The 23,631-nt window shown below is 56.0% G+C and carries 21 protein-coding genes; 13 read left to right on the top strand and 8 right to left on the bottom strand.

The window, feature by feature from the left end:
• Window positions 1-15: 15 nt before the first annotated feature.
• The 3 genes from HQL76_01500 (at window position 16) to mobB (ending at window position 2,271) form a co-directional block, all read left to right on the top strand.
• The gene (locus HQL76_01500; protein MBF0107839.1) at window positions 16-1,287 is read left to right on the top strand and encodes an LbtU family siderophore porin; all 1,272 of its coding nucleotides are present in this window, start codon (window positions 16-18) and stop codon (window positions 1,285-1,287) included.
• Between the two features lie 208 nt (window positions 1,288-1,495).
• Window positions 1,496-1,747, top strand: coding sequence for a molybdopterin converting factor subunit 1 (gene moaD / locus HQL76_01495; GenBank protein ID MBF0107838.1), 252 nt, complete (start codon window positions 1,496-1,498; stop codon window positions 1,745-1,747).
• On the top strand, window positions 1,744-2,271 hold the full coding sequence (gene mobB / locus HQL76_01490) for a molybdopterin-guanine dinucleotide biosynthesis protein B (protein ID MBF0107837.1): 528 nt from the start codon (window positions 1,744-1,746) through the stop codon (window positions 2,269-2,271). The genes moaD and mobB overlap by 4 nt, the downstream gene beginning before the upstream one ends.
• A 96-nt stretch (window positions 2,272-2,367) precedes the next feature.
• Here mobB and trxB read toward each other — a convergent pair whose 3' ends face one another.
• Entirely contained in the window at window positions 2,368-3,330 is a 963-nt protein-coding gene (gene trxB, locus HQL76_01485; protein ID MBF0107836.1) for a thioredoxin-disulfide reductase, read from the bottom strand.
• 430 nt (window positions 3,331-3,760) lie between these two features.
• On the opposite strand from trxB, the gene HQL76_01480 reads away from it, so the two are divergent.
• Together HQL76_01480 and HQL76_01475 are read left to right on the top strand one after the other, a co-directional pair.
• A complete protein-coding gene (locus tag HQL76_01480; protein MBF0107835.1) occupies window positions 3,761-5,020 on the top strand; it encodes a heme NO-binding domain-containing protein in 1,260 nt (419 codons plus the stop codon).
• Between the two features lie 199 nt (window positions 5,021-5,219).
• On the top strand, window positions 5,220-5,369 hold the full coding sequence (locus HQL76_01475; GenBank protein MBF0107834.1) for a hypothetical protein: 150 nt from the start codon (window positions 5,220-5,222) through the stop codon (window positions 5,367-5,369).
• A gap of 81 nt (window positions 5,370-5,450) precedes the next feature.
• Here HQL76_01475 and HQL76_01470 read toward each other — a convergent pair whose 3' ends face one another.
• Window positions 5,451-6,470 (bottom strand): 2-dehydropantoate 2-reductase, encoded by a 1,020-nt coding sequence (locus HQL76_01470; protein ID MBF0107833.1) that lies wholly within the window; start codon window positions 6,468-6,470, stop codon window positions 5,451-5,453.
• 73 nt (window positions 6,471-6,543) lie between these two features.
• On the opposite strand from HQL76_01470, the gene HQL76_01465 reads away from it, so the two are divergent.
• Entirely contained in the window at window positions 6,544-6,810 is a 267-nt protein-coding gene (locus tag HQL76_01465) for a cytochrome c (GenBank protein ID MBF0107832.1), read from the top strand.
• Between the two features lie 51 nt (window positions 6,811-6,861).
• Here the strand turns inward: HQL76_01465 and HQL76_01460 are convergent, their stop codons facing one another.
• The gene (locus HQL76_01460) at window positions 6,862-7,395 is read right to left on the bottom strand and encodes an O-acetyl-ADP-ribose deacetylase (protein ID MBF0107831.1); all 534 of its coding nucleotides are present in this window, start codon (window positions 7,393-7,395) and stop codon (window positions 6,862-6,864) included.
• Between the two features lie 72 nt (window positions 7,396-7,467).
• Between HQL76_01460 and HQL76_01455 the strand changes: the two genes are divergently transcribed.
• Window positions 7,468-8,193, top strand: a complete 726-nt coding sequence (locus HQL76_01455) for an FkbM family methyltransferase (GenBank protein ID MBF0107830.1) — start codon at window positions 7,468-7,470, stop codon at window positions 8,191-8,193.
• A 16-nt stretch (window positions 8,194-8,209) separates the two neighbouring features.
• Here HQL76_01455 and gcvT read toward each other — a convergent pair whose 3' ends face one another.
• The 5 genes from gcvT to HQL76_01430 all read right to left on the bottom strand — a co-directional run bounded on the left by gcvT (window position 8,210) and on the right by HQL76_01430 (window position 14,025).
• Window positions 8,210-9,307 (bottom strand): glycine cleavage system aminomethyltransferase GcvT, encoded by a 1,098-nt coding sequence (gcvT, locus tag HQL76_01450; GenBank protein MBF0107829.1) that lies wholly within the window; start codon window positions 9,305-9,307, stop codon window positions 8,210-8,212.
• Window positions 9,304-10,158 (bottom strand): 3-deoxy-8-phosphooctulonate synthase, encoded by an 855-nt coding sequence (gene kdsA, locus HQL76_01445; protein ID MBF0107828.1) that lies wholly within the window; start codon window positions 10,156-10,158, stop codon window positions 9,304-9,306. Before kdsA ends, gcvT begins: the two co-directional genes overlap by 4 nt.
• Window positions 10,155-11,786: a CTP synthase gene (locus HQL76_01440; GenBank protein MBF0107827.1), complete on the bottom strand. Its 1,632-nt coding sequence runs from the start codon at window positions 11,784-11,786 to the stop codon at window positions 10,155-10,157. The genes kdsA and HQL76_01440 overlap by 4 nt, the downstream gene beginning before the upstream one ends.
• Before the next feature lie 201 nt (window positions 11,787-11,987).
• Window positions 11,988-12,938 (bottom strand): tRNA (adenosine(37)-N6)-dimethylallyltransferase MiaA, encoded by a 951-nt coding sequence (gene miaA, locus HQL76_01435; GenBank protein ID MBF0107826.1) that lies wholly within the window; start codon window positions 12,936-12,938, stop codon window positions 11,988-11,990.
• 16 nt (window positions 12,939-12,954) lie between these two features.
• Complete coding sequence (locus HQL76_01430) at window positions 12,955-14,025, bottom strand: response regulator (protein MBF0107825.1); 1,071 nt, start codon at window positions 14,023-14,025, stop codon at window positions 12,955-12,957.
• 710 nt (window positions 14,026-14,735) lie between these two features.
• On the opposite strand from HQL76_01430, the gene HQL76_01425 reads away from it, so the two are divergent.
• From HQL76_01425 to HQL76_01400, 6 genes are all read left to right on the top strand, one after another.
• Window positions 14,736-16,637 (top strand): hypothetical protein, encoded by a 1,902-nt coding sequence (locus HQL76_01425; protein MBF0107824.1) that lies wholly within the window; start codon window positions 14,736-14,738, stop codon window positions 16,635-16,637.
• A gap of 115 nt (window positions 16,638-16,752) precedes the next feature.
• Window positions 16,753-17,067, top strand: coding sequence for a hypothetical protein (locus HQL76_01420; GenBank protein ID MBF0107823.1), 315 nt, complete (start codon window positions 16,753-16,755; stop codon window positions 17,065-17,067).
• Between the two features lie 419 nt (window positions 17,068-17,486).
• Window positions 17,487-18,617: a sigma-54-dependent Fis family transcriptional regulator gene (locus HQL76_01415; protein MBF0107822.1), complete on the top strand. Its 1,131-nt coding sequence runs from the start codon at window positions 17,487-17,489 to the stop codon at window positions 18,615-18,617.
• 115 nt (window positions 18,618-18,732) lie between these two features.
• On the top strand, window positions 18,733-19,650 hold the full coding sequence (locus HQL76_01410) for a sigma-54-dependent Fis family transcriptional regulator (protein MBF0107821.1): 918 nt from the start codon (window positions 18,733-18,735) through the stop codon (window positions 19,648-19,650).
• 60 nt (window positions 19,651-19,710) lie between these two features.
• On the top strand, window positions 19,711-20,886 hold the full coding sequence (locus tag HQL76_01405; GenBank protein MBF0107820.1) for a hybrid sensor histidine kinase/response regulator: 1,176 nt from the start codon (window positions 19,711-19,713) through the stop codon (window positions 20,884-20,886).
• Window positions 20,883-23,585 carry a response regulator gene (locus tag HQL76_01400; protein MBF0107819.1) on the top strand — a complete coding sequence of 901 codons (2,703 nt, stop codon included), beginning with the start codon at window positions 20,883-20,885 and terminating at the stop codon, window positions 23,583-23,585. The genes HQL76_01405 and HQL76_01400 overlap by 4 nt, the downstream gene beginning before the upstream one ends.
• Window positions 23,586-23,631 lie beyond the last annotated feature (46 nt).

The raw sequence follows: 23,631 nt of genomic DNA, 5'->3' as shown, positions 1-23,631 counted from the left end.
AAAAGAGAATACACCATGAAGCAACCGATTTTCGCCACATTGACCCTCCTTCTGGGAATGACAGTGGCAAAAACAGGGACCGGCTTGGCCAGCGACACCCCCACTCGGGAAGAACTATGGCAAATGCTTCAGGATCAGCAACGCGAAATCGGACAGTTGAAATTGAAACTGGAAAAAGCCACCACGGCCCGCAACACCCCCCCCCCAGGCCAGAATCCGAGCGCCGCCCCATCCGGAAGAGAACCCCCTTCCCAGGCGACAAACGCTTCCGGCCTCAAATGGAGCGACCGCATCCATCTGGGTGGGACGGTCGAAGTCGAAGCCAACTGGAACAACAATCATGATGGCGACTTCACCACCGCACGCAGGGAAGAAAGCGATGTCACCCTTGCCACCGCCGAATTGACCGCCGAGGCGCGTCTTCATGACTGGGTCTCCTCCAAGGTGGTGTTGCTGCACGAAGAAAATGGCTCCGACAAGGAGATCGACGTCGATTCCGCCACCATCACCCTGGCCAATCCCCGCGTGACTCCCGCCTTTTTGACCGCCGGGTTGCTGACGCTGCCCTTCGGACGGTTCGAAACCCTCATGATTTCCGATCCACTGACCCTCGACCTGGGCGAAACCACCGAGAGCGCGGTTCAATCCGGATTTTCATACAGTCATTACAGCGGTTCGATCTATCTCTTCAATGGTGATGCGGAAAAGAGTGGCACCGACAGCCACCTTCGAGGATTCGGCGGCAATCTGTCCTATGACCGGGATTACAACTTCGCCAAGGTCCATTTTGGCTCGGACCTGATCAGCACCCTGGAGGATGCCAATTTTATCACCGACTCCGATGTCGATGAGACCACGATGAGGCGTCATATACCTGGTCTGAGCCTTCACGGAAGTCTGGAGACGGGTCCGTGGACCGGACTGGCGGAATATGTCACCGCCATGAAAGAATTTGATCCGGGAGAACTGCTCTGGAATGGTGGCGGCGCCCGCCCCTGGACGCTCAATACCGAATTGGGGTATGGCTGGATCTGGATGGGCTACGGAGGAATGGTGGCGGTCGGTTATCAGCAGACGGGAGAGGCCGGTGGACTCCTGATGCCACAACGACGGTTGCGTGGTGGGGTCTCGGTCGTCCTCTTTCCCAACACCAACCTGTCCTTTGAATGGGCACATGATCAGGATTACAAAGTCAGTGACTCCAGTTCGGTCGAGGGGGGACCGGTCCGGGCAGGTACCGACGAGACATCCAATTCCGCCACCATGCAACTGGCCGTCGGTTTCTAAACCGCAACCAGCACAAGATGCGTCGTTTCTGTCATTCCGCGAAAGCGGGAAGCCGTCAACGCACCGCGCCCGATCAACGTTTGAATTCCCGCCGTGGCAGGGAATGACGTTTGAAAACCATGTATTCAAGCGGATTGCGGTTGAGTCCATCCATCAAGGATCATGCGGGGAAACCTGGAATCGAACAACCAAAGGAGCACATTTCGGAATGGCGCGTATTCTCTATTTCGCCTGGGTTCGTGAAAAAATCGGTATCGGCGAGGAACACCGGACATTGCCGCAATCGGTACACAACGTGGCACAATGCCTCCAGTATCTTCGCGGTCTGGATGAGCGACACAACGAAGCCCTGGCCGACGAAGCGTTACGGGTTGCGGTCAATCAGGAATATGCCCAACCCGAAACCGCGGTCGGTGACCGGGATGAGATCGCCTTTTTCCCCCCGGTGAGCGGCGGATGACCGCCCGCTCCGCCCCCCGCGTCATGGGTTTTGCCGCCCCCAGCGGCAGTGGCAAAACCACCCTGATGGAACGGGTCATCGCCGAACTGGCCGAGGCCGGATTTCGCGTCGGTGCGATCAAACATGGACACCATCCCGCCGACCCCGATAAACCAGGAAAGGATACCCATCGTTTCCGCCAGGCCGGAGCGAAAACCGTATTGTTTGCCTGCAAGGAACGATGGTTTCTGATTCAGGAATCGACCCCGGGACAGGAACCGGAGCTGGAACAACAAATAGCCTTGTTTCAAGGACATGACCTGGTACTGGTCGAAGGATACAAAAATCATGACCACCCCAAGATCGCCATTCATCGCCGGGATGTCACCGACCCTTCCTATATTGAAACACTGATCAATGTCATCGCCATCGCCACCGACGACCCCACCATCGCAGCCCACCCCACCCTTCCATCCATTCCCTTGAACGAACCAGACGCAGTGTCACAATTCATCCTTCGGCACCTGGGCCTGGGGAAACCGTGATTGGAGAAGATCAAAAACTGGGAAGGGATCCCCCCTTCCCAGATGCGTCCATACCTTTTGAAGCATCGAAATGATGGAAACAGTCCATTTTTTCGATCAGATTCGTGTCGCGGCCCCTTCCATTTCATTCAGAAAGCGTTCCGCCTCCAGGGCCGCCATGCAACCGGTCCCGGCGGCGGTGATCGCCTGGCGGAACACCCGATCCTGAACGTCGCCCGCGGCAAAGACTCCGGGAATATTGGTCGCGGTCGAATCGGGCTTCGTCACCAGATACCCGGTCGCATCCTTGTCCAGTTGATCCCCGAAGATGGCGGTATTGGGCGAGTGACCGATGGCGATGAAAACCCCACGCACCGCGATGTCCTCGATGGCGCCACTCCGAACGTTGCGCACCCGGATCGCCGTCACCCCATCCTTGCCCGGATCCCCGAGAATATCTTCGACGACACAGTTCCAGACCGGTTGGATTTTCTGATTTTCCTCCATTTTCCGCTGCATCACCTGTTCGGCGCGCAAGGCGTCGCGCCGATGGATCAGGTAAACCTTGTTGACAAAATTGGTCAGGAACAACGCTTCCTCCACCGCGGTATCCCCACCCCCCACCACCGCCACATCCTGCCCCTTGAAAAAGAAACCGTCACAGGTGGCACAGGCGGATACCCCATAACCATTGAGCCTTTTTTCCGCGGGAATCCCCAACCAGCGTGCCGAGGCGCCGGTCGCCACGATCAGGGCATCACAGGTATAGACATCCCCGGAATCACAGTGAATCCGAAAAGGTTTCCGTTTCAATTCGACGCTGGTTACCGAATCGGAAACGATCTCCGTGGCGAAACGCTCCGCCTGCATCCGCATTTTTTCCATCAGTTCCGGCCCCTGGACACCGTGTTCGAAACCGGGAAAATTATCCACCTCCGTCGTGATCGTCAACTGCCCGCCCGGCTGCATCCCCTGAAGGATCATGGGCTTGAGGTTGGCCCGTCCCGCATAGATCGCCGCGGTATATCCCGATGGACCAGCACCGATGATGATCAATTTTCGATGTTTTTCGAGCGACATTGCACATTCTCCTGGTTGGTGCGAACACGTTGCTGGAAGTGGGAAGACTTTCTCATGAAATCCATGGCTTTCTGGATGCAAAAAAGGAATAATCCCGTGAATGACATCGACGCCGTACATGACAGAATCGTCCATTCGACGGGATGAAACGATCACAGGAATCCGTCCATCCCTCATCAATCCTGTCATCACCCCGTCCATCCTTCAAGGCGCCACGGAACACCGGTCGGTTCCAGGCTCCATACCATGGACCCGGTTGGAGGTCAATCGGCGCCACATCATGGCGTTCCCTGGACAAAAAGGCTGGCCTCCCTTTGTCTTTATGAAATTTTTATCGGACAATGCCCGAATCTCCCGGTGGAACAGGCCGCCATCGATGACCCGAAGATTACGGACATCCATCATATAATATCAACGGATTCGAACCTTCATGCATGGTATCATCTTTCTCGCCTTCGAGGATTTCCTGGGCTCCCGCCTGGGCAGCGATGCCTGGCCCCGGATCCTGGAACGGGCCGGCCTCGACAACTCCGAATTCTCACCCGATCAATTCTATCCTGATCAGAACATCTTTTCCCTGTTTTCGGAGGGAGCCCGACTGCTGGGCATTGCGCGGGAAGACATGCTGCGCCAGTTTGGAACGCATCTGGCCCCGGGACTCGTGGAAATGGGCCGATCCACCGGAATCATCCACGAACATTGGAAGACGATGGATATTCTGGAGCATTTGAACAGCGATATTCTGTCCTCTTTTCCCAACCCCCGCGACAATTCCCTGCCTCCCGATATCCGCACCTATCGCCTCAAGCACGGCGAGGTCGCCATCGCCTACGTGTCCAAAAGGAAACTGTGTCCCCTGCTGAAGGGAATTCTCATGGGAATGGGGGAGGTCTTCAACGAACCGATCGCCTTCAAGGAGCCGGTCTGCATGCTCAACGGCGCCCCGCTCTGTCGTCTGTCGGTCTACCTTGACGATCCCCTGTTGCAACGTTATGTCAACATCAATCGGGAATTCGAGATCATTCACTCCCGCATCGAGGAAATCCGACTCTTTTCCCAGTTCAAGGGGATCCCTTTCTCGGGGAGCGGACTGGTCTTGCGCTACAACCACGAAGAGGTCCTCATCCAAACCCAGGGACAAATCCTGGCCGCCATGAGAGAACATGGCCTGGTCTTCATGGCGGTATCGCACCTGCCCGTAGGTCTGAAGGCCAGTGTCAAAAACGTGGATCTCCAGCAGGGGACCGCGCTGTTGACCTCCTTTTCCCTGACCGATGGTACCGTCGGCCAACGCTGTTTCAAGCGGGTCGCCCCTGAAACTCCCGTCCCGGTGCATCTTTTCCTCGAAGAAAAAAAATACTCCGGTTCCATCGACAACCTGTCGGGCGGGGGGATCGCCGTCGCCTTGAAACGTGGGCAAACCATCGATGAAATGATGCTGTTCGTCCCTGTCCGGGTCGAATTCAAGGTGCCGCTCAAATGGCTGAAGGTGGGCGACACCATCGAGCTGGGACCGCATGAGGTCGCCCTCGACGGCAACATTCTCGATGTCCTTCCCCTGAGCAACGGCCAACGGATTCGCATCATTTTTTCACCATTGAACGCCTACAACCTGCACATCATGGATCAATATTTCCAATTCCGTCAGGGCGAGGTCCAGGTGGAACTCCAAGCCCTCATGAACCGTTGACCCGCACATCCAGTTCCTCCCTCTCTCCCGACCCGCAAACAATCCATCAGGATCCATCGTCGCATCGCCATGTTTCCCGGAACCAACACCCGTCGTCTGGCCCGGACCTTGCTTTATCATCGGGCATCCGTCTGGCGTCAAATTTCAGTCATGCGGATAATCTCATTAAATTTCAAGGTTCCCTGTGAGGAGAATTGGCATGTCCGCACGTCGCAGAGCCGTCGAGCCCCCCCCAGCGATGAATTTCATGGTCAGAATTCTGTCACTCATTTACGTCGGCGGCGCCTACGGGCTGGTCCTGGTTTCACTGGTGCAGGCAGCCATCCTGGTCTCCTGGCTGCGCGGATAGACCCTGGCGGTCATGCCAATGAAACAGTTCCTCATGATACAATCGCCATGCGTGACTCCTTGCCGCGCCATGCCACCGGGATCACCCGCGACCCGGAGGACGCGGTCGGGTGGCAAGGGTCAACAGGGCGTGCAAGGCATCCAGACCGGGGGTTGGAATTCCATGAGTCCGGGCAATGGCGGACGCCTTGCCGAGAATGGCCTCGACCTCCAGGGGCCTGCCCGCTTCAAAGTCGAGCAGCATGCTGGTCTTGTAGGATTCCATCCGGTCGGTTTCCGTCATGTTTTTCGCCACCAGGGCCTCTTCATCGAGGAGATGCCCTTCGGCATTGGCCAAACGGCAGACCTCGCGCATCACCCTTTCGACCAGCGTTCGCACCACCGGAGAATCCATCATGTCACGGGTGGTTGCGTGATGGCCCAACACCGAAATCGGATTGAACGCGGCATTCCAGATCAGTTTTTTCCAGCGTTCGGCAACGATGTCGGCACAGACGGCACATGGTACGCCACTCGCGGCGAACAACCGTGACAACGAAACGACCCGGGCCTCCTCTCCCCGAGGATACAGGCCGATGCTCAAGCGTCCATAACACAGGTGACGCAGCACCCCTGGAGCGATTCTTGAAACGCAAATAAAGGCCAGACCACTGATCAGGATATTGCCGGGAAAGGCGGCGGCAATTGGTTCTTCGTTCCCCAGGCCGTTTTGCACCAACAAGATCAGGGTACCCGGCCCTACCGCCGGGCGGATCAACGCCGCCACATCCAGTTCGGGAACGGCCTTGACCGCCACCAGAATGATGTCGGCGTGAAAAGAATAATCCGAGACTTCCCGATGAACCGAAAAGGGGCGATAATGGAAATCGCCCTGGATGCTTTCGACGCGAATGCCCTCCTTGAGAACGGCTTCATAATCGGTGCGCGAATGGTGTACCGTTGAAACCAAAGCGCCTGCCCGGGCAAGTTTGCCCGCGTAATAGCCGCCGATGGCCCCCGTTCCCACGACGAGGATTCGAGGTTTTCCCTGGGAAAAAGTCGTGGCATCCGTCTGGAAATCGGACGTCGATGGGGTATGGCTGTCATTGGCCTTGTTGTTCATGATTCGCAACGTCAACCTGGAGGATAAAATGAAAAAATCAGGATTGGCCCTGCTGGGAGGGATCGTCCTTGCCATGAGCAGTTCCGTGCCCGGCCACGCCGCCGATGCCGAAAACGGCAAAAAACTTCATGATGCCAGTTGCATCACCCCGTGTCACGCCCAGCGTGTCAACGGGACATCCAATCAATTGTACACCCGCGAAAACAACAAGAAAACCCTGGAAGCCCTCCGGGCCCAGGTAGCCACCTGCAATCAGATGGTCCTCTCCTCCAAATGGTTTCCCGAAGACGAGGCGGACGTGGTAGAATACCTGAACAAGGAATTCTATCATCTGAAGTAGGGCCGTTCCTGCAACCCGCAACCGGATTCACCGGTCCGGGCCAGGACAAGATCACGCCTGGGACCGATCCCTCGCCACGCGAAGGATGCGGGCATCGTCTTCCGAAAAGGCACAGAGGATGATCCGGGACAGGTTTTGCGAAGCACCGTCCAGGAATTCACGAACGCAGGTGATGGCAATCCGGGCGGCGTCCGCTTTGGGAAAGCGGTAGACCCCGGTGGAGATTCCGGGAAAGGCGATGCTTCGCGCCCCGACCTGCTCCGCCAGGAGCAGCGAATTGCGATAACAATCGGCAAGTCGCTGGTGGGGATCGGGATCCTGGTGAAAAACCGGGCCGACCGTATGAATCACGTACCGGGCCAAAAGCTGTCCGGCCCCGGTGATGACCGCCGATCCGGTCGGCAAACCATCGGGAAACCGGCTTTTCCGGAGCTTGCGACACTCTTCCAGAAGCGTTGGGCCGGCGTTCCGGTGGATGGCGCCATCAACCCCGCCGCCGCCCAGCAGGGTGGCATTGGCGGCATTGACGATGACATCGACATCGAGGCGGGTAATGTCGCCAGTCATGATTTCCAAGGTTCCCATGAATGTCCCCTGCGATCAAAAAAGCGTTACAGTCCTGTCTGGACGCATCATCATGGTACCGAAGGACCCGTCATGAGTAAAAGGGATCCGATGCCTCCGATCCGGCACCTTGTCGCCAGGAGCAAACGTTTTTTCAAACAGATGCTTGGACGGGACTTGTGGATTCGCCCCCAGGTTCGGGTCCCGACGGTATTCCTGGGATCGGAGTACGGCGGGTACGCCATCGACGATCGCGGACTCAATCCAGACAGTATCGTCTATTCTTTTGGCCTGGGAGAGGATGTTTCGTTCGATCTGGCCATGATCGAGCGCTACCAGACCACGGTGCATGCCTTCGATCCAACCCCACGAGCCATTGCGTGGTTGCGGGAACAATCCCTGCCTGGAAAATTTGTGTTTCGACCGGTAGGGCTCGCCGATCATGACGGCGCCGCCCTGTTCGCCCCACCGTCCCGGGAGCGTCATGTCTCCTACAGCCTGGCACGGAGCACACCGGAATCATCGACGGGTGTCGTCGCCCAGGTCGCACGTCTGGCCACGCTGCTCGGAGAAAACGGCCACGATCGTTGTGACGTGTTGAAAATGGATGTGGAAGGGGCGGAATATCAAATCCTGGAAGACATTCTGGACACGGAAACCAACGTCCGTCAAATCGTCCTCGAATTTCACCCGGAAATGATCGCCTCGGGACTGAAACGAACCTCCAACCTTCTGCAACGGATGAACCACGCCGGATATTCGATCATTGCCATCTCTCCCGATGGCCGCAACTATTCTCTCCGTCGTGCGTATCAGTAGGCCCGGAATCAATCAGTTACATGGTGATGGGTGTTTTTTTCCGCCCGGCGACGAACGGCAGCCGAACGATTTCGGCAACCAAGGGACGCCCCCGCACCATCACCTCGCACGTCTCCCCAAAGGCCAACCCCGGTTCAAGGCGCGCCATGGCGATCCCCCGTTGCAATGAAGGAGAATAACCGCCGCTGGTGATTTCGCCGATGCGTCGTCCGCGGAGAAACACCTCCAGATGGTTGCGCAATACCCCCTTGTCCCGCAAGACCAAACCATACCGTTGCGCCAGATTGCCCGCCTCACGGCGGGATTCAAGCGATTTTCTGCCGATGAACTCCCGCAATCGCGGTTCCCAGGCCACAACCCAGGCCAATCCCGATTCCAATGGGTTGGTCTTCTCGTCCATGTCCAGGCCATACAGGTTCAAACCCGCCTCCAATCGCAAGGTATCGCGCGCCCCGAGGCCAACAGGTGCAATTCCCGCACGCATCAAGCCATCCCACAACACCGCGACCCGCTCCGCATCGACCATGATTTCAAAGCCGTCCTCCCCGGTATATCCGGTCCGGGCGATACGCCAGCCGTCGGCGACCAGAATATGGAACGGACGCAACGCCAGGATACGATCCTCCAATGCCCCAAGAAGGCAATGCCGCAATCGCTCGGGTACCCTGGGTCCCTGAAGCGCCAGCATCGCCAGATCCCGGCGCCAGTGTACCTCGACCCCATAAGAGGCGGCGTGGATCCGAATCCAGGCCAGGTCCTTCTCGGTGGTCGCGGAGTTGACCACCAGGGAGAAAAACCCCTCCCCCAATCGATAGACGATCAGATCATCCGCGACATTGCCGCGATCATTGAGCATCAGGGAATATTGCCCCTGCCCCACCCGGGGAATTCGCGCCACATCGTTGGCCAGAAGCAGGCGCAACAGATCGTCCACTCCGGGACCGGTCAAATCAAGGATCCCCATGTGCGATACGTCAAACACGCCGCAGTCCTCGCGAACGCTCCGGTGCTCGCGCAACTGCGAACCATAATGCAGGGGCATATGCCATCCCGCAAAAGGGACCATGGTGGCCCCAAGATTGACATGCCGTTGATGCAATACGGTTTTTTTCACTGTTTGACCACCTCGTCAAGACGTTTCAACGTTGCCAGAAGCGCGGGCATGCGGGCAAAAGGAACCATGTTGGGACCATCACATGGGGCCTGATCGGGGTCGGGATGGGTTTCCAGAAAAATGCCCGAAACACCAACCGCGGTGGCTGCCCGGGCCAGGGGTTCCACAAACCGCCGCTCCCCCGACGAGGCATGCCCCGCCCCTCCCGGATATTGGACCGAATGGGTCGCGTCGAAGATCACCGGAAAACCGGTTTCGGTCATGACCTCAAGACCCCTCATGTCCACGACCAGATTGTGGTAACCGAAGGAATAACCACGTTCGCACAACAGAATGTCGGCATTTCCGGCACGGCAAGCCTTGTTGGCGACCTCGGCCATGTCCTCGGGCGCAAGAAACTGGCCTTTTTTGATGTTGACCGGTTTCCCCGCCCTGGCCACTGCCTGGATGAAATCGGTCTGGCGACACAGAAAGGCAGGGGTCTGCAACATGTCCACGACCAGACCCGCCTGATGGGCCTGGGCGATTTCATGGACATCGGTGACCACCGGAAGATCGAGTTCGCCACGAACCCGGTCGAGAATCCGCAAACCAAGATCCATTCCCGGACCACGATAGCTTGCCATGGAAGTCCGGTTGGCCTTGTCGAACGATGATTTATAGACCAGCGAAAACCCGGCGCTGGTACACATGTTCTTCAGGGCGGCGGCGGTTCTCAGGGCAAAATCGACCCCTTGCGAATATCCCGTCCCCTCCAGAACGCACGGACCGGCGATGATGGCCAGTGGCAGGCGATTGCCGAAGGTGACCCGACCGACAGTCACGGTTCGCTGCCCGAGACCGGGGCTCATGAGATCACCCGGCGATGTTGGAGACTGGACTGGACGAAGGCGGAAAACAAGGGATGCGGGGCTCGGGGACGCGAGGTGAATTCGGGATGAAACTGGCAGGCAACAAAGAAAGGATGATCGGGCAGTTCGATCACCTCCACCAATCCGCCATCGGGAGAGGTTCCGGTGATTTTGAGCCCCGCATCGCAAAGACGTTGCCGATAATTGTTGTTGAACTCATACCGATGCCGATGCCGTTCCGATATTTCCAGAAGGCCATAGGCCCGTGCCGTCCGGCTTCCCTCCTGGAGAATGCAACGATAGGCGCCAAGACGCATGGTCCCCCCCTTGTCCGATTGGGAATCGCGCTGCTGTTGCCGATTGCCATCGACCCATTCGGTCATCAGGGCAATGACCGGGTCCCGGGTGTTTTCGTCGAATTCGGTCGAGTCGGCCGCGGAAATTCCGGCGACATGACGCGCAAACTCGACCACCGCCATCTGCATTCCAAGACAGATCCCCAGGTAGGGAATTTTTCCCTCGCGGGCAAACTGGATCGCCTTGAGTTTGCCATCGACGCCACGCAACCCGAATCCTCCGGGAACAAGGATGCCATCGACCCCCCCGAGCAGGACTTCCGGGTCCTCCTCGACCAGTTTTTCCGCATCCACCCAGCGCAGCGACACCTTGGCATTGTTGGCGATGCCGCCATGATTGAGCGCCTCGTTCAAGGATTTATAGGCATCCTTGAGTTCGACATATTTTCCGACAATGCCGATGGTGACCTTGTGTTTTGGATTGATGGTCCGTTCCAGAACCTCCTCCCAGTCGGACATGTCGGGTTCGGTGCTGGACAGTTGCAGGTGTTGCAACACCTTGCGCGCCAATCCCTCAAGGTACAAGGCAAAGGGAACGCGATAAATGGTGTCCTGATCGCGGCAGGCGATGACGGAACCTGGTTCCACGTTACAAAACAGAGAGATCTTCTTGCGAATGCCGGCGGGAATGTCGCGATCGGTCCGGCAGATGAGAATATCGGGTTGAATGCCGATCGCCAGCAATTCCTTCACCGAATGTTGGGTCGGTTTGGTCTTCAACTCCCCCGAGGTGGGGATGAAAGGCATGAGGGTCAAATGGATGAAGAGGGTATTGCTGCGTCCAAGATCATTGCGCATCTGGCGAATCGCCTCCAGGAATGGCAACGATTCGATGTCACCGACGGTCCCGCCAACCTCGACGATGGCAATCTGGACATCCCCGGCGACACTCGATATCGCATCCTTGATGGCATCGGTGATGTGGGGAATGACCTGGACGGTGGAGCCCAGATAATCCCCTCTTCTTTCCTTGCGGATGACCCTCTGGTAGATGCGACCGGTGGTGAAATTGTTGGCGCGACTCATGGGTATGTTGAGAAACCGTTCATAGTGTCCCAGATCCAGATCGGTCTCCGCCCCATCATCGGTGACGAAGACCTCACCGTGTTGATAGGGACTCATGGTTCCCGGATCGACGTTGATGTAGGGATCCAGTTTCTGGATGGTTACCTTGTATCCGCGGGCCTGCAACAGACATCCCAACGAGGCGGCGGCCACCCCCTTGCCCAACGAAGAGACCACACCACCAGTGATGAATACAAATTTTGCCATGATTCCCGATCCACTCTCCGATTGCGGATTTAAAGCGACCACCCCCGCGCTTCCCCCCGTGACGACAAGAGGGACACCTCTCGGAAAGAGATTAACAGAAATCCACGGATCACCTCAAACACCACCGAGTGAAATCAGGCCAAAACATCAAAACAATACCCCAAAGCGTCCCAATGGGACCCATTTTTTATTTTCAATAATTTATTGTTCCGCCTTCGTGCTCAATCCCATCCCGGCACAGAGACGAAGTGCCTGGAATGACATCCGGTCTCCACCCTCGATCCAGGAAATCGCCACGCCGCGTCGTTCCATCCGTCGGAACCAGGTCTCCTGGCGTTTGGCGAACTGGCCGATCGCCCGCGCCAACCCCTCGCGAAGGGCAGGATCATCCATTTCTCCGCGCAGGTGTCTTGAGACCCAACGATATTCCAGACCCAGGGATTCCAAACGTTCATGGTGTACCCCCCGGTCGAGAAGGTGTCGTACCTCGTCGATCAATCCCGCCTCCAGACGTTGATCCAGACGCCGGCGAATCCGCTCGCGCAATACCGGTCTGGGCCAATGGATTCCCAGCACCACCATCCGCGGACGGGTCAACTCCGGAACCCGAATCGTGTCCCGAGGGGCCTCGGCGATTTCGATGGCGCGAATCAGACGTGTACGCGAGGTCAGATCGGTGGTGTTGTGAAGACGGGGTTGACTTTGCCGCAAACGTTGGGTCAATGCCACATCGGACCACGATGCCAATTCCCGACGCAACCCCGGATTTTCAGGTACCCGCGCCATCCGGTAACCAAGAAGCACCGACTCCAGGTAAAGCCCCGATCCACCGACCAGACACGGAAGTTTTCCCCGCGCCTCGATCTCCCCGATCGCCCGGTAACACATCTTCTGAAAATCGTAGACACAAAATTCATCGTCCGGATCGACACAATCGATCAGGTGGTGTCGGATGTCACCATATTCATGAAGGTCCTTCCCGGTACCCAGATCCAGGCCCCGATAGACCTGACGTGAATCGACCGAAATGATTTCCCCGTCGAGCGACCGCGCCAGATCGACCCCCAGGCGTGTTTTTCCACTGGCTGTTGCCCCGAGAACGACCAACAACGCACCCTCAAACGTTCCATTCACCCCCGCATCCTTTTCCATATCGCGCAACCTGGCGTCATGACTGGAGCCGTCCCTTGATGTCCTCGCAATCGGGAGAAAGGAACGGGGACCGTTCCTGAAACTCGCGTCGGACCTCCAGAATGTCGGAGAAAATATCGATGAACACCCGAACCAGCCGGGGGTCGAAATGGCGACCGCTCTCTTCCCTGAGGAAGGAAATCGCCCGGGCGGGACTCCATGCGGCCTTGTAGGGGCGGGCGCTGGTCAAGGCATCGAACACATCCGCGACGGCGACAATACGCCCCTCCACCGGAATCTGTTCCCCAACGAGTCCGTCAGGATATCCGCTGCCATCCCATTTTTCATGATGGGTCCGGGCAATCACCTGGGCCATGCGCAACAATTCCGAATGATGATCCCCAAGAATCCGGGCACCGATTTCAGGGTGTTTTTTCATCAAGGCCCACTCGGTGGCATCCAGGGGGCCAAGCTTCATCAATACCTGATCGGGAATCCCGATCTTGCCCACATCGTGCATCGGAGCGGCGTTGAACAGACAGTCCAACCGCTCCCCCTCCAACCCTGCCGCATGGGCGAGAAGGCGGCTGTAGTGACTCATGCGCACCACATGCAGCCCGGTCTCGTTATCCTTGAACTCCGCCGCCCGACTCAACCGATGGATGATCCCCTGCTGCAAATCCTTCAATTCCCGGGTGCGCAGCTGGACCGTATGCTCCAGGACCCGGTTGTGCCGGGTCATGGCCATGTGGGCGCGGACACGCGCCAGAACCACCCGGCTGTTGAACGGTTTGGCGATGAAATCGACCGCTCCCATCTCGAAAGCGCGCATTTCCGACAACGCACCCGCATTGCCCGTCAGAAACAAAACCGGAATGTTGCGCGTCGCCTCATCATCCTTCAGCGAGGCCAGGATTTCATAACCATCGATGTCGGGCAACACCATGTCCAACAGGATCAAATCGGGAGGGTCCTCATGGCGTACCATGCCCAGGGCCGACTCGCCATCCAGGGCCACGCGGACATTGTAGAATGGGGTGAGTATTTCATCAACCGCGGTCACAATGATGGGATCGTCATCCACCACCAGCACCGTATTGCAATGAATGGGCAGGCTTGGAACCATTTCCTCATCTCCCCGTCTTCGAGTTGTACACGATGATCGAAATGGGCGCGAACCGGGTCAAGGCCAGGACCAGGAATCGATTCCCAGGTTCCAGCCCCCGCCCCGTCCTCCGCTCCCGCAACCCGATAACAGCCAGAACCATGCCATCGCCATGGCATCACCCCGATCGATCCACCATCAGGCGCCAATGACAATTAAAATTAAATAACTGTTTTAATTGTATTTTTCAACAGATTGCGCAACCGATGAACCCCGCATTCGAACCCGCCTTTCCCACCCGCTCAGCCGCCGACCTTTCCGATCATTCAATAAAGAATCTTTTGCATCAGGCAATAATTCTTAACCATCCCTCCAGCACAAACCCTTGGCCACATCTTCCGTCACATCAAGCGTCACGGTCGATGATTATGATGACATCAAGCAGGGAATAAATAAATCGTTAGACGTTCTTATGGTTCAAGGTAATTTTGTAAAAAACAATCTGGACAGGATAAGAAAACGGGCGTAGGATGGTCGCCCATGGCTCGTCAAGCGCTTCATTTGCTCAATTTTCACCATGGAGCCAATGCGAAATATTAGGATTATCTAATACGATCAAGGATTGAAATTAAACGCTTATTCTTTTTGCATCCTATGGACAACATCAATAAGTAGAATGCCGGTCAACCACAAAGCAAAGGGGAGAAAACACCATGAGAATACAAAATAATGTCAAGGAAAAGATCAAGAATCACGCCATAACCCAGTTGAAATTGAGAAATGACGCCAATCCGGAACATGTGAACCTTTACTTGAACGATGAAAGCATCGACAAAGGGAAATCCCTGGTGCTTGGCCTTGGTCGTCAGGTCACCGTCACAAAAAAATCGGCATTGGTATTGGTGGACCACGCCCCGCTCCACAACTGGGGACACCCTTGTGAACTCATGCTGTACGACGTGGAAAACGGTGAACATTACGAAACCCATGCCTCTCAGCTCCCACCGGATTCTTATCACCACACCCCGAAAAACTATACCGCCATTCACGCACCCTTGGTGCATCGACCTGAAAAAATATCAAATACTGTAGAACAGGCATCCATTCCGCAACTCGACAACGCCTTGGCCAATGTCACGGGCAAACGGTACGCCATTCTGTTTTCTGGCATGTCGAACAACCGCCATCTGAACGATCTTGAGTTCCTGTACAGAACACTGATCAATGTGTACAATTTTGACGCGGCGAATATTACCGTTTTGAATTATGACGGGACGGTCAATTATTCCGGTGACCCGCAACCCGTGGTGAACTGGCCCGGGAACAACACGCCTTATACGATCAGGGTCAATGGTCAGGGCACCAATGTTCAGTTGGGGGCCGCATTGGATGCGATCAAGGGAAAATTGCAGGCCAATGATCTATTACTGATTCACACCAACAACCATGGCGGTGGACAGCCAAGCGACCCCGAGGCATGGCTCTGCTGCTATCCCAATTGGGACAGCTTTACCGCAACACAATTTGGCAACAAGATTGGAGCATTGCCCACCATTGCATCGCTTATCGTCATGATGGAACAATGTCACTCCGGTGGATTTCAATCGGCGGTGATCAACAATTCCAAGGCGACTGCCACCTCCTTTGCCGCCGCCTGTATTGCCACGGCCAATTCGATGGGCGGTCCCGACTTCGATCCATTCGCCAAGGACTGGATTGCCGCGGTCACCGGAAAGAATCCCAATGGTTCGGCCCTCTCGCAACCGGTGCCAAACCCGGCATCCGCCCGGAATGCCTTCGACTATGCCAACGCCGTCAAAGTCGCTGGCGATTCACCCGTCTTTGCCGACAACCCCGTCAATTGTGGCAGCAATCAATACCTGACTGGTGCGAAACAAGTCATTTATGCTTCCTACAACGGCTCACAATTGGGCGTCACCCTTCGCGATTCCCAGTTGAATCAGATTTCCTGTTTCAATACAGGCATCAGCGCCAGTTCCATCGCTGTCGGTCAAAACAACGATGTCTACCTGACCTCCGGCAACCAGATATACAACTTCAGCACCCAAGGCACGCTCATAAGGGTCATGACCTTCCCCATATCCTCCATCAAATACACCGGTATCGTCGTTCGCGACGGCAAGGTCTATGCCGCATATATGGGCTCGCAACAAGGCGTCACCATCCGTGACTTGGCCTTGAATCAACTCTCATGTTTCAACACTGGCGTCAACGCCACCGGTATCGCGGCAGGATCGAGCAACGATATTTACCTGGCTGCGGGAAATCAGCTGTGCAAGTTCAACACAAACGGTTCAGCCATTACCAGTATCACCTTCCCGGGTGTCGTCTATACGGATGTTGCCGTCAATGGCCCCAACCTGTACGCCTCTTATATGGGATCACAACAAGGGGTGACCGTTCGTGATTTGAACCTGGCTCAATTGTCCTGGTTCAATACAGGCTTCAATGCCAATGGCATCACCACCGGAACGAGCAATGATCTGTACCTGGCCTCCGCCAACCATCTGTATCATTACAACACCAACGGTACACGACTTGCCGACATGACCTTCCCCATCTCAAGCATCAACTACACCGACGTCAAGTGTTAAACGGGTAGAACAAGAACGGCTTGCCCTGGAAGCGTATGGCTCCAGGGCAGGTTCGTTCTTGCCGATATGCCAACTTTTGTGCGACAATTCGATTCGTTCCTGCCTGGAGGCATCGATGAACCTGGAAGATTCGCAAATAATCGCTCGCATCAAATCCCTGATACCAACGGAACGTCACGGCGAGGCCGTGGTTTACCTGGACACGCAACCCAAGGAGCCTGGAGAACGCATCACCCTGGGAAGGCAAGAGTTTATCGTCCCCTTCGCGGGCCATTTCATCTTTATCGACCTGATGCCAATCGCCAACTGGGGCCATCCCGCCATGGGGGTGTTGCTGGCCGAAAAAGGCGAAGAAGCCTTTGTGTTCGATTGCGAGTTTCCCCCTTTTTTTGGCACCCTTCCGGACACAATCCGCAAACTGCCCCTTTGAACCTGGATCCGAAAATATCCGAATCGATCAAGGACGATCATCGAAAAACTTCTTCATGATGCGGATGAATTCTTCACTTCTCACCCCTGAAACACAGACCGGAAAACCGCATTCGCCGACCCGTCAGGCAGGATCCAATCCAGGGGCACGCCCCTTTCCCATCATTACAATGCATTGATTTATCATATAAAAAAAACGCCCCTTTCCCATAGGAAAACGGTACGGAGAAGAAATGCCGAAACCTTCACACGATGAAAAGTGAAGTGGCATGGATTTTTCTTTGACCGTGATGGGGAAATGCACATTCTCCACCTGCTCTTCAACTCATCTTCAATGGATATGATCGCCTCCCAGGAGGTTCCAAAGGCTTTGTGGACCGGTTTTCCGCGCCAATCACCATGTCGAAATGGAAAAAAAGAATGAGTGAGGAAAAAGAAAAAGACGCACCTCTTCCAAATGGAAAAACCGATGAAGAAATCACGAATGATCCCGTGGAAATAAAAAAAGATGCAGACGATGAAAGGGTGAAGGATGGAGAAGCCGACAGCGACATCGATGAACACGCGATGGTGTTTCGCAGCGAATCGATGAAAATCCTTCTTCGCCGGGCACGGCATGTGGCGACGTTGGACTGGCCCATTTTATTGCAGGGAGAGTCGGGGACGGGAAAGGATGTTCTGGCCCGATTGATCCATCGGGCCTCCAATCGCAGCCAGGCGCCATTTGTCTGTGTCAATTGCGGGGCCATCCCGGAAAACCTGGTCGAGGCGGAACTGTTCGGCCATGAGAAAGGGGCCTTCACCGGGGCGGTCACGACGCGAAAAGGTTATGTGGCCGAGGCGGATACGGGAACCTTGTTTCTTGACGAGATCGGCGAACTCTCCCTGTCGGCCCAGGTCAAACTCCTCCGGGTCATTCAGGAGCGAGAAGTCGTCGCCGTCGGTTCCTCCAGGATGCAACGGGTCGATTTCCGCATCATTGCCGCGACCAACCGCAATCTGCTACAGGATGTCGCCCAGGGACGCTTTCGCAACGATCTGTTTCACCGCGTCGCGGTTGCGGTCTTCAAGATTCCGCCGTTGCGCAGTCGCCTCGAAGACCTCGAATCATTGATTCATTCCTTCGTGAAAGCGATCAATCGCGATCTTGAACAACATCCGGTCCTCGGCAACAAGAAAAAACTTTCCGACAAGGCCAGGATGTTCCTGATGCAATACGACTGGCCCGGAAATATTCGTGAACTGCGCAATACCCTCCTTCGGGCCATGCTCTGGAGTGAAAATCATACCGTCAAACTCAAGGACATCGAGGATGCAATCTTCTCTTCGGTACAGGACCACCGGGGAGATATACTTGCCAAGGAATTTGGTGGTGATTTCAGTCTCGCCGACATGCTTTCCCGGGTCGCCGACCATTATTTCAACAAGGCATTGAGAGAAAGCGGCGGAAACAAGGCCCTGGCGACACGGCTTCTCGGCCTGCCCAATCCAACGACTTTTTCCAATTGGTCACGGAAATATCCATGGGAAAAGAACAACAATAATACATAGCCCGTCGTTCGATGGGAGACCCGTATAAAACATTGAACAGATCATCATCCACTTTATCCAGTCCATCGAATCCATCCCTGGTTGGCGTCACTGGTGGAACCGTGAGGGTCGAAGCATGAACGCAACAAAGAAAATTTCGGGAATCATCGACAAGGAGGATCCCCCTGGCGGTTTCAATCTCCCGGCCAACCGCCGCGAGATCCCCCCCATGATCCGGGTGGACGATCATCAACTCCCCCCGGGAACGGTCGAAGGAGACGGACCGTTCGTTCATTACAGCCAACCCATGAAGAACCTGGTTCGTCGCGCACGCCTTCTGGCGGCCATGGACTGCCCGGTCTTGATCCAGGGAGAACCGGGAACGGGAAAGGATACCGTGGCCCGATTGATCCATCTGAGTTCGCATCGCTGCCGCCAACCCTTGATCCGTATCGTCTGTGGCACCCTCCCCGGAACGACCGGCGACGATCGCGCCGACCATGGAGGCCATTCAATGGCCTGGAAACGTCTGTTTCCTCCCGAAGCGCTGCCCCCCGGAGTCCAAAGGGGAACCTTGCTCCTGGATAATGTCGATGAACTTCCTCAATCGTTCCAGTCCGAAATCCTGCGCCTGTTCAACAGGAAGGTGGAATCGCTCAAAACCCACGATCCCTCCGACCGCGATCCCTTCCGCATCCTTTCGACCACGACGAAAAACAATTTTGCCACGAAGATGGACCAGGGATCATTGATCGGCGAACTGATGCATCGATTGAGTTCCTTCGTTCTCAATGTTCCGCCACTGCGGGAACGCCGCGCCGACCTCAATGCCCTGATCGACATCGCCACCGAGGCGGTACGCCGGGAATTTCATTCGGTTCATACCCGATCCACGCCGCCGGTGGCCATTTCACGCGAGGCCCGGAAAATGCTGTTCAATCATTCGTGGCCGGGAAATCTTCACGAACTGCGCAATACCCTCGCCCGGGCCATTCTCTGGAGCGAAGGGAACACCATAGAAGCGGCGATTCTTCGGGAAACCCTGCTGCATTGATGCGTCCCTGAAACAACCGAATCGAAAAAAAACATCGATCCAACGGACCGGATGCCCCAAATGATGGATCGTTCCAAACCAATCGTGCTGATCATCGACGACAGCCCCGCCGACATCGATGTTCTTGTGGAAATGTTGAGTCCCAACCATACCCTGCGCGTCGCCCTGGATGGCCCCCAAGGGGTGAAAAAGGGGTGCGCCGCGCCAAGGCCCGATCTGGTCCTGCTCGATGTCGTCATGCCGGGAATGGATGGCTATGAAGTATGCAACCTACTGAAAGAAAACGAATCGACACGCAACATTCCCGTTATTTTCATCACGGTGCAGGACAACCCGGAAGATGAACTCCATGGTCTGGCCTGCGGCGCCGTCGATTACATCCGGAAACCGTTCAGTCCCGCCATCGTCAAGGCGCGGGTGAAGACCCATCTGGCCCTGGCCTCGGTCATGGCGGCTCTGGAAAACAAGAACCGGCAACTGGAATACGCAGCCAGGATCAAGGAACTGGTATTCGAGATCAACCGCCATGACATGAAGGGGCCGCTCATGATTCTGACCCAGTTTCCGGCCTTGATCCGGCGGAAACACGAACTGAACCCCACCCTGGAGGAAGGGTTGAACGTGATCGAACACGCCGCGCTCAGGGTTCTTGAAATGGTCAATCATACCCAGGACCTTCATCGCATCGAAACGGGCACCTACGAACTGATTCCCGAGCTTGTCCCACTGCTCCCCGTTTTCGAGGTGATCCAACGGGAGCATGCCAGCTTCATCCGCGGCAAATCGCTGGATCTGCGCATTCTTTCGGGCGATTCCGCTCCCCCCGAGATTCACGCCTCGGTCTTTGGCGAAGTGTTGTTGTGTTATTGCCTGTTTTCCAACCTGGTGCGCAATGCCCTCCACGCCGCGCCGAATGGTTCGGTCGTGACCATCACACTGGAAAGCGAAAAAAATTTCAGAATTGCCCATATTCACAACGAAGGGGAAGTCTCCCGGGAAATCCAGAGCCATTTCTTTGAGAAATATGTCACCTCCGGAAAGGTTGGCGGGGTCGGTCTTGGCACCTATTCGGCGCGGCTCATGGCCCGGACCATGAATGGCGACGTCACCATGAGCACCTCCGCCGCGGTCGGGACGACACTCACGGTTCGCCTGCCCCTGCCGCCGCCAGGAGCGGAAACCCGACAGACCCTGGAAAGTCCCTTCGCCATCTACGCTTCCAGGTTCGACCCATGAACACACAACAACCATCAACCTTGAACCCCGTGCCCGAATTGGCAGATCGGACGGCGCCTGCCACGGAAACCCGCTACCGCCAACTCTTCGAACAAATGGTTTCCGGGGCCATGATTCTGCGGCGGGAGGAAACAAACGACCGGCCCTTTGTCCTTCTGGACATCAACGATGCCGGCGCAGCCATCCTTGGCCGGAGACGGAAAAAAATACGCGACAAACATCTGTGCGACATCTTTCCTGGCCTGTGTCGTTCGGAACTGACCGAGAGCCTGCGCAAGGTCGATGAGACCGGTCAGAAACAAAAATCAAAACCGTTTCATTACCGCGATGGAAAACGGGAATTCTGGCTTGCCTGGAATGCCTTCCGCCTCGATGATCGCGGTGAGGTGATCTTCATTTTCAACGACATCACCGAAAGAGTGCTGGCGCCGCAAATTCGCGAATCCCGGATGGAGGCGGAAGCGGCCAACGAGGCCAAATCCCAGTTTCTCGCCATGATGAGCCATGAATTGCGTACCCCCCTCAACAGCGTTCTGGGGATGGCCGGACTCCTTGAGGCCTCCCCCCTGTCGCGCAAGCAGCAGCATTGGCTCGAATCGATTCACATTTCGGGAAAAAGGCTTCTGGCGACCATCAACCAGATCCTCGATTTTTCCAAGATCGAGGCGGGTAAAATGCAATTGGAATCCCAACCCTTCCGCCTGACCGACATTCTGCAAAATGCCGCGGGCATCGTCGGCCTGGAACTCGAACGGAAGGGACTGGAACTGATTTTCGACAAAAGACAGGATGTTCCGTCCCGTTTTTTCGGCGATGCGGCACGTGTGGAGCAGGTGCTCATCAATCTGATCACCAACGCCATCCGCCACTCCGACCGGGGCGAAATCATCGTCCGCATCGAGACAATCGCGCAAAAGGAACAAAAAATCCAACTGCGTTTCTGCATCCAGGATCAGGGGGTGGGCCTGACGGAGGATCAACAGGAGAAACTGTTCGTCCCCTTCACCCAGGTGTCCTCGGACAGACACCGACAAAACGGCGGCACGGGACTGGGACTGGCGATCTGCAAGAGCATCGTGGAAAACATGGGGGGGCGCATCTGGGTCGAAAGCGTTCCGGAGAAAGGGTCATCCTTTTTCTTCACCCTGACCCTGGAAGTCGCCGCCACCCAGACGGTCGTGGAAGAACATGCCAAACAAAAAATTCCCTCCTTCAACATCCTTCTGGTGCATCGTGAAGGAACCCAGCGCGACCTGCTGACGGAGATGATCGGGGAATTCGCGCACCGCGTCGTTCACGCCCATGATTATGACAAGGGGGTCAAGATCATGAAGAAACGGCGTCATCTTGATCCGATCGATCTCATCATCATGGAATGGCCCGAGATTGCCTCTTCCCTTTCCAGCCCGCCGGAGGAAATCCTCCGCAAGGCCCAGGCGCGGGAAATTCCCATCATCAGTCTTGTGTCCTCCCATGTTCTGCACCATGATCATCCCGGAGCCGGCCAACCGCCGGGCATCGTTTTGGCAAAACCGGTCTTCCGATCGTTTCTGCACGATGCCATCCTGGAATCGACGGGGAAGAGCATACAACGCTCCCCCATGTCCTGGGTCTCCAAGGCGGCACGGATGCGAATGGCGCAACGGCTTGGCGGGGCGAAAATCCTGTTGGTGGAAGACAACGACATGAACGTGCATGTCTGTCGCGAGTTGCTGGGACGACTCAACGTTCACGTTGATGTGGCGGAAAACGGACTCGATGCGATCCAGGTGTTGGCAAGCCATCGTTTCGACGGCGTCCTGATGGACATCCAGATGCCTGGAATGGATGGCTACGAAGCGACCCGGCACATTCGCAACATCATGGGCCTGACCGATCTGCCCATCATCGCCCTCACTGCCAATGCCCTGGAGGAGGATCGAATCCTCTGTCTCCAGGCGGGAATGAATGATCATGTCGCCAAACCGATCGATTTCATCCGTCTTTTTTCGGTCATGGCCCAGTGGATCAAACCTTCAACCCCTGTCCGCGTCGCCGACCATCTGCCGCTGCTTTTCGATGCCGATCACCAGGATGCGCCGATCCATCTCCCCGGCATCGTCTTCGCCAACGGTTTGGCCCGGGTGGGAGGAAACCGGAAACTGTTTCATAAACTCCTGAAAAACTTCCACAAGAAGCATCAGCGGACGGCCCATCTCCTCGAACGGCTTTTGATCCAGAAGGACCATGAAACCTTCCGGAGGGAAATCCACACCTTGAGAGGGATCGCCGGAACCATCGGCGCCCATGATCTGTATGATGTCGCCTCGCGCATCGAACACCAGCTGCGCACCGGTTCATTGGATGAGATCCATCCTTTATTTTCAAAACTGGAGGACCATCTGACCTTTCTGATCTCGGGGCTCGGTCAGTTTTTTCAGCGTGCCGACGAGGACAAGGCGGTTCAAACCGAAAGAAAGATCTCCTTTGCCGACATTCCGACCGAAAAAATCGAACATCTGCGCCGCATGGCCCACGATATCGAGGAATTTCTCAGGCTTGGGGATACCCGTGTCCGCAATCTTCTGGAAGAAGTCGAACGGGAGTTTGCCGACTGTCACCTGCCGCATCTGGCGGAATTCTCCGAGGCGGTCCAGGGATACCGTTATACCGATGCCAGGGAAATCTTCGACCGGATGATGCGCCAATGTTCTCCTTGAGCGCAACGCCGGACGCCCCGGGGTTTTATCGTTTTGCGATTGCGGC

The sequence above is a fragment of the Magnetococcales bacterium genome (genome assembly GCA_015228815.1).
GTDB lineage: Bacteria > Pseudomonadota > Magnetococcia > Magnetococcales > UBA8363 > UBA8363.
This window is presented reverse-complemented; position numbering and strand designations above follow the sequence as displayed.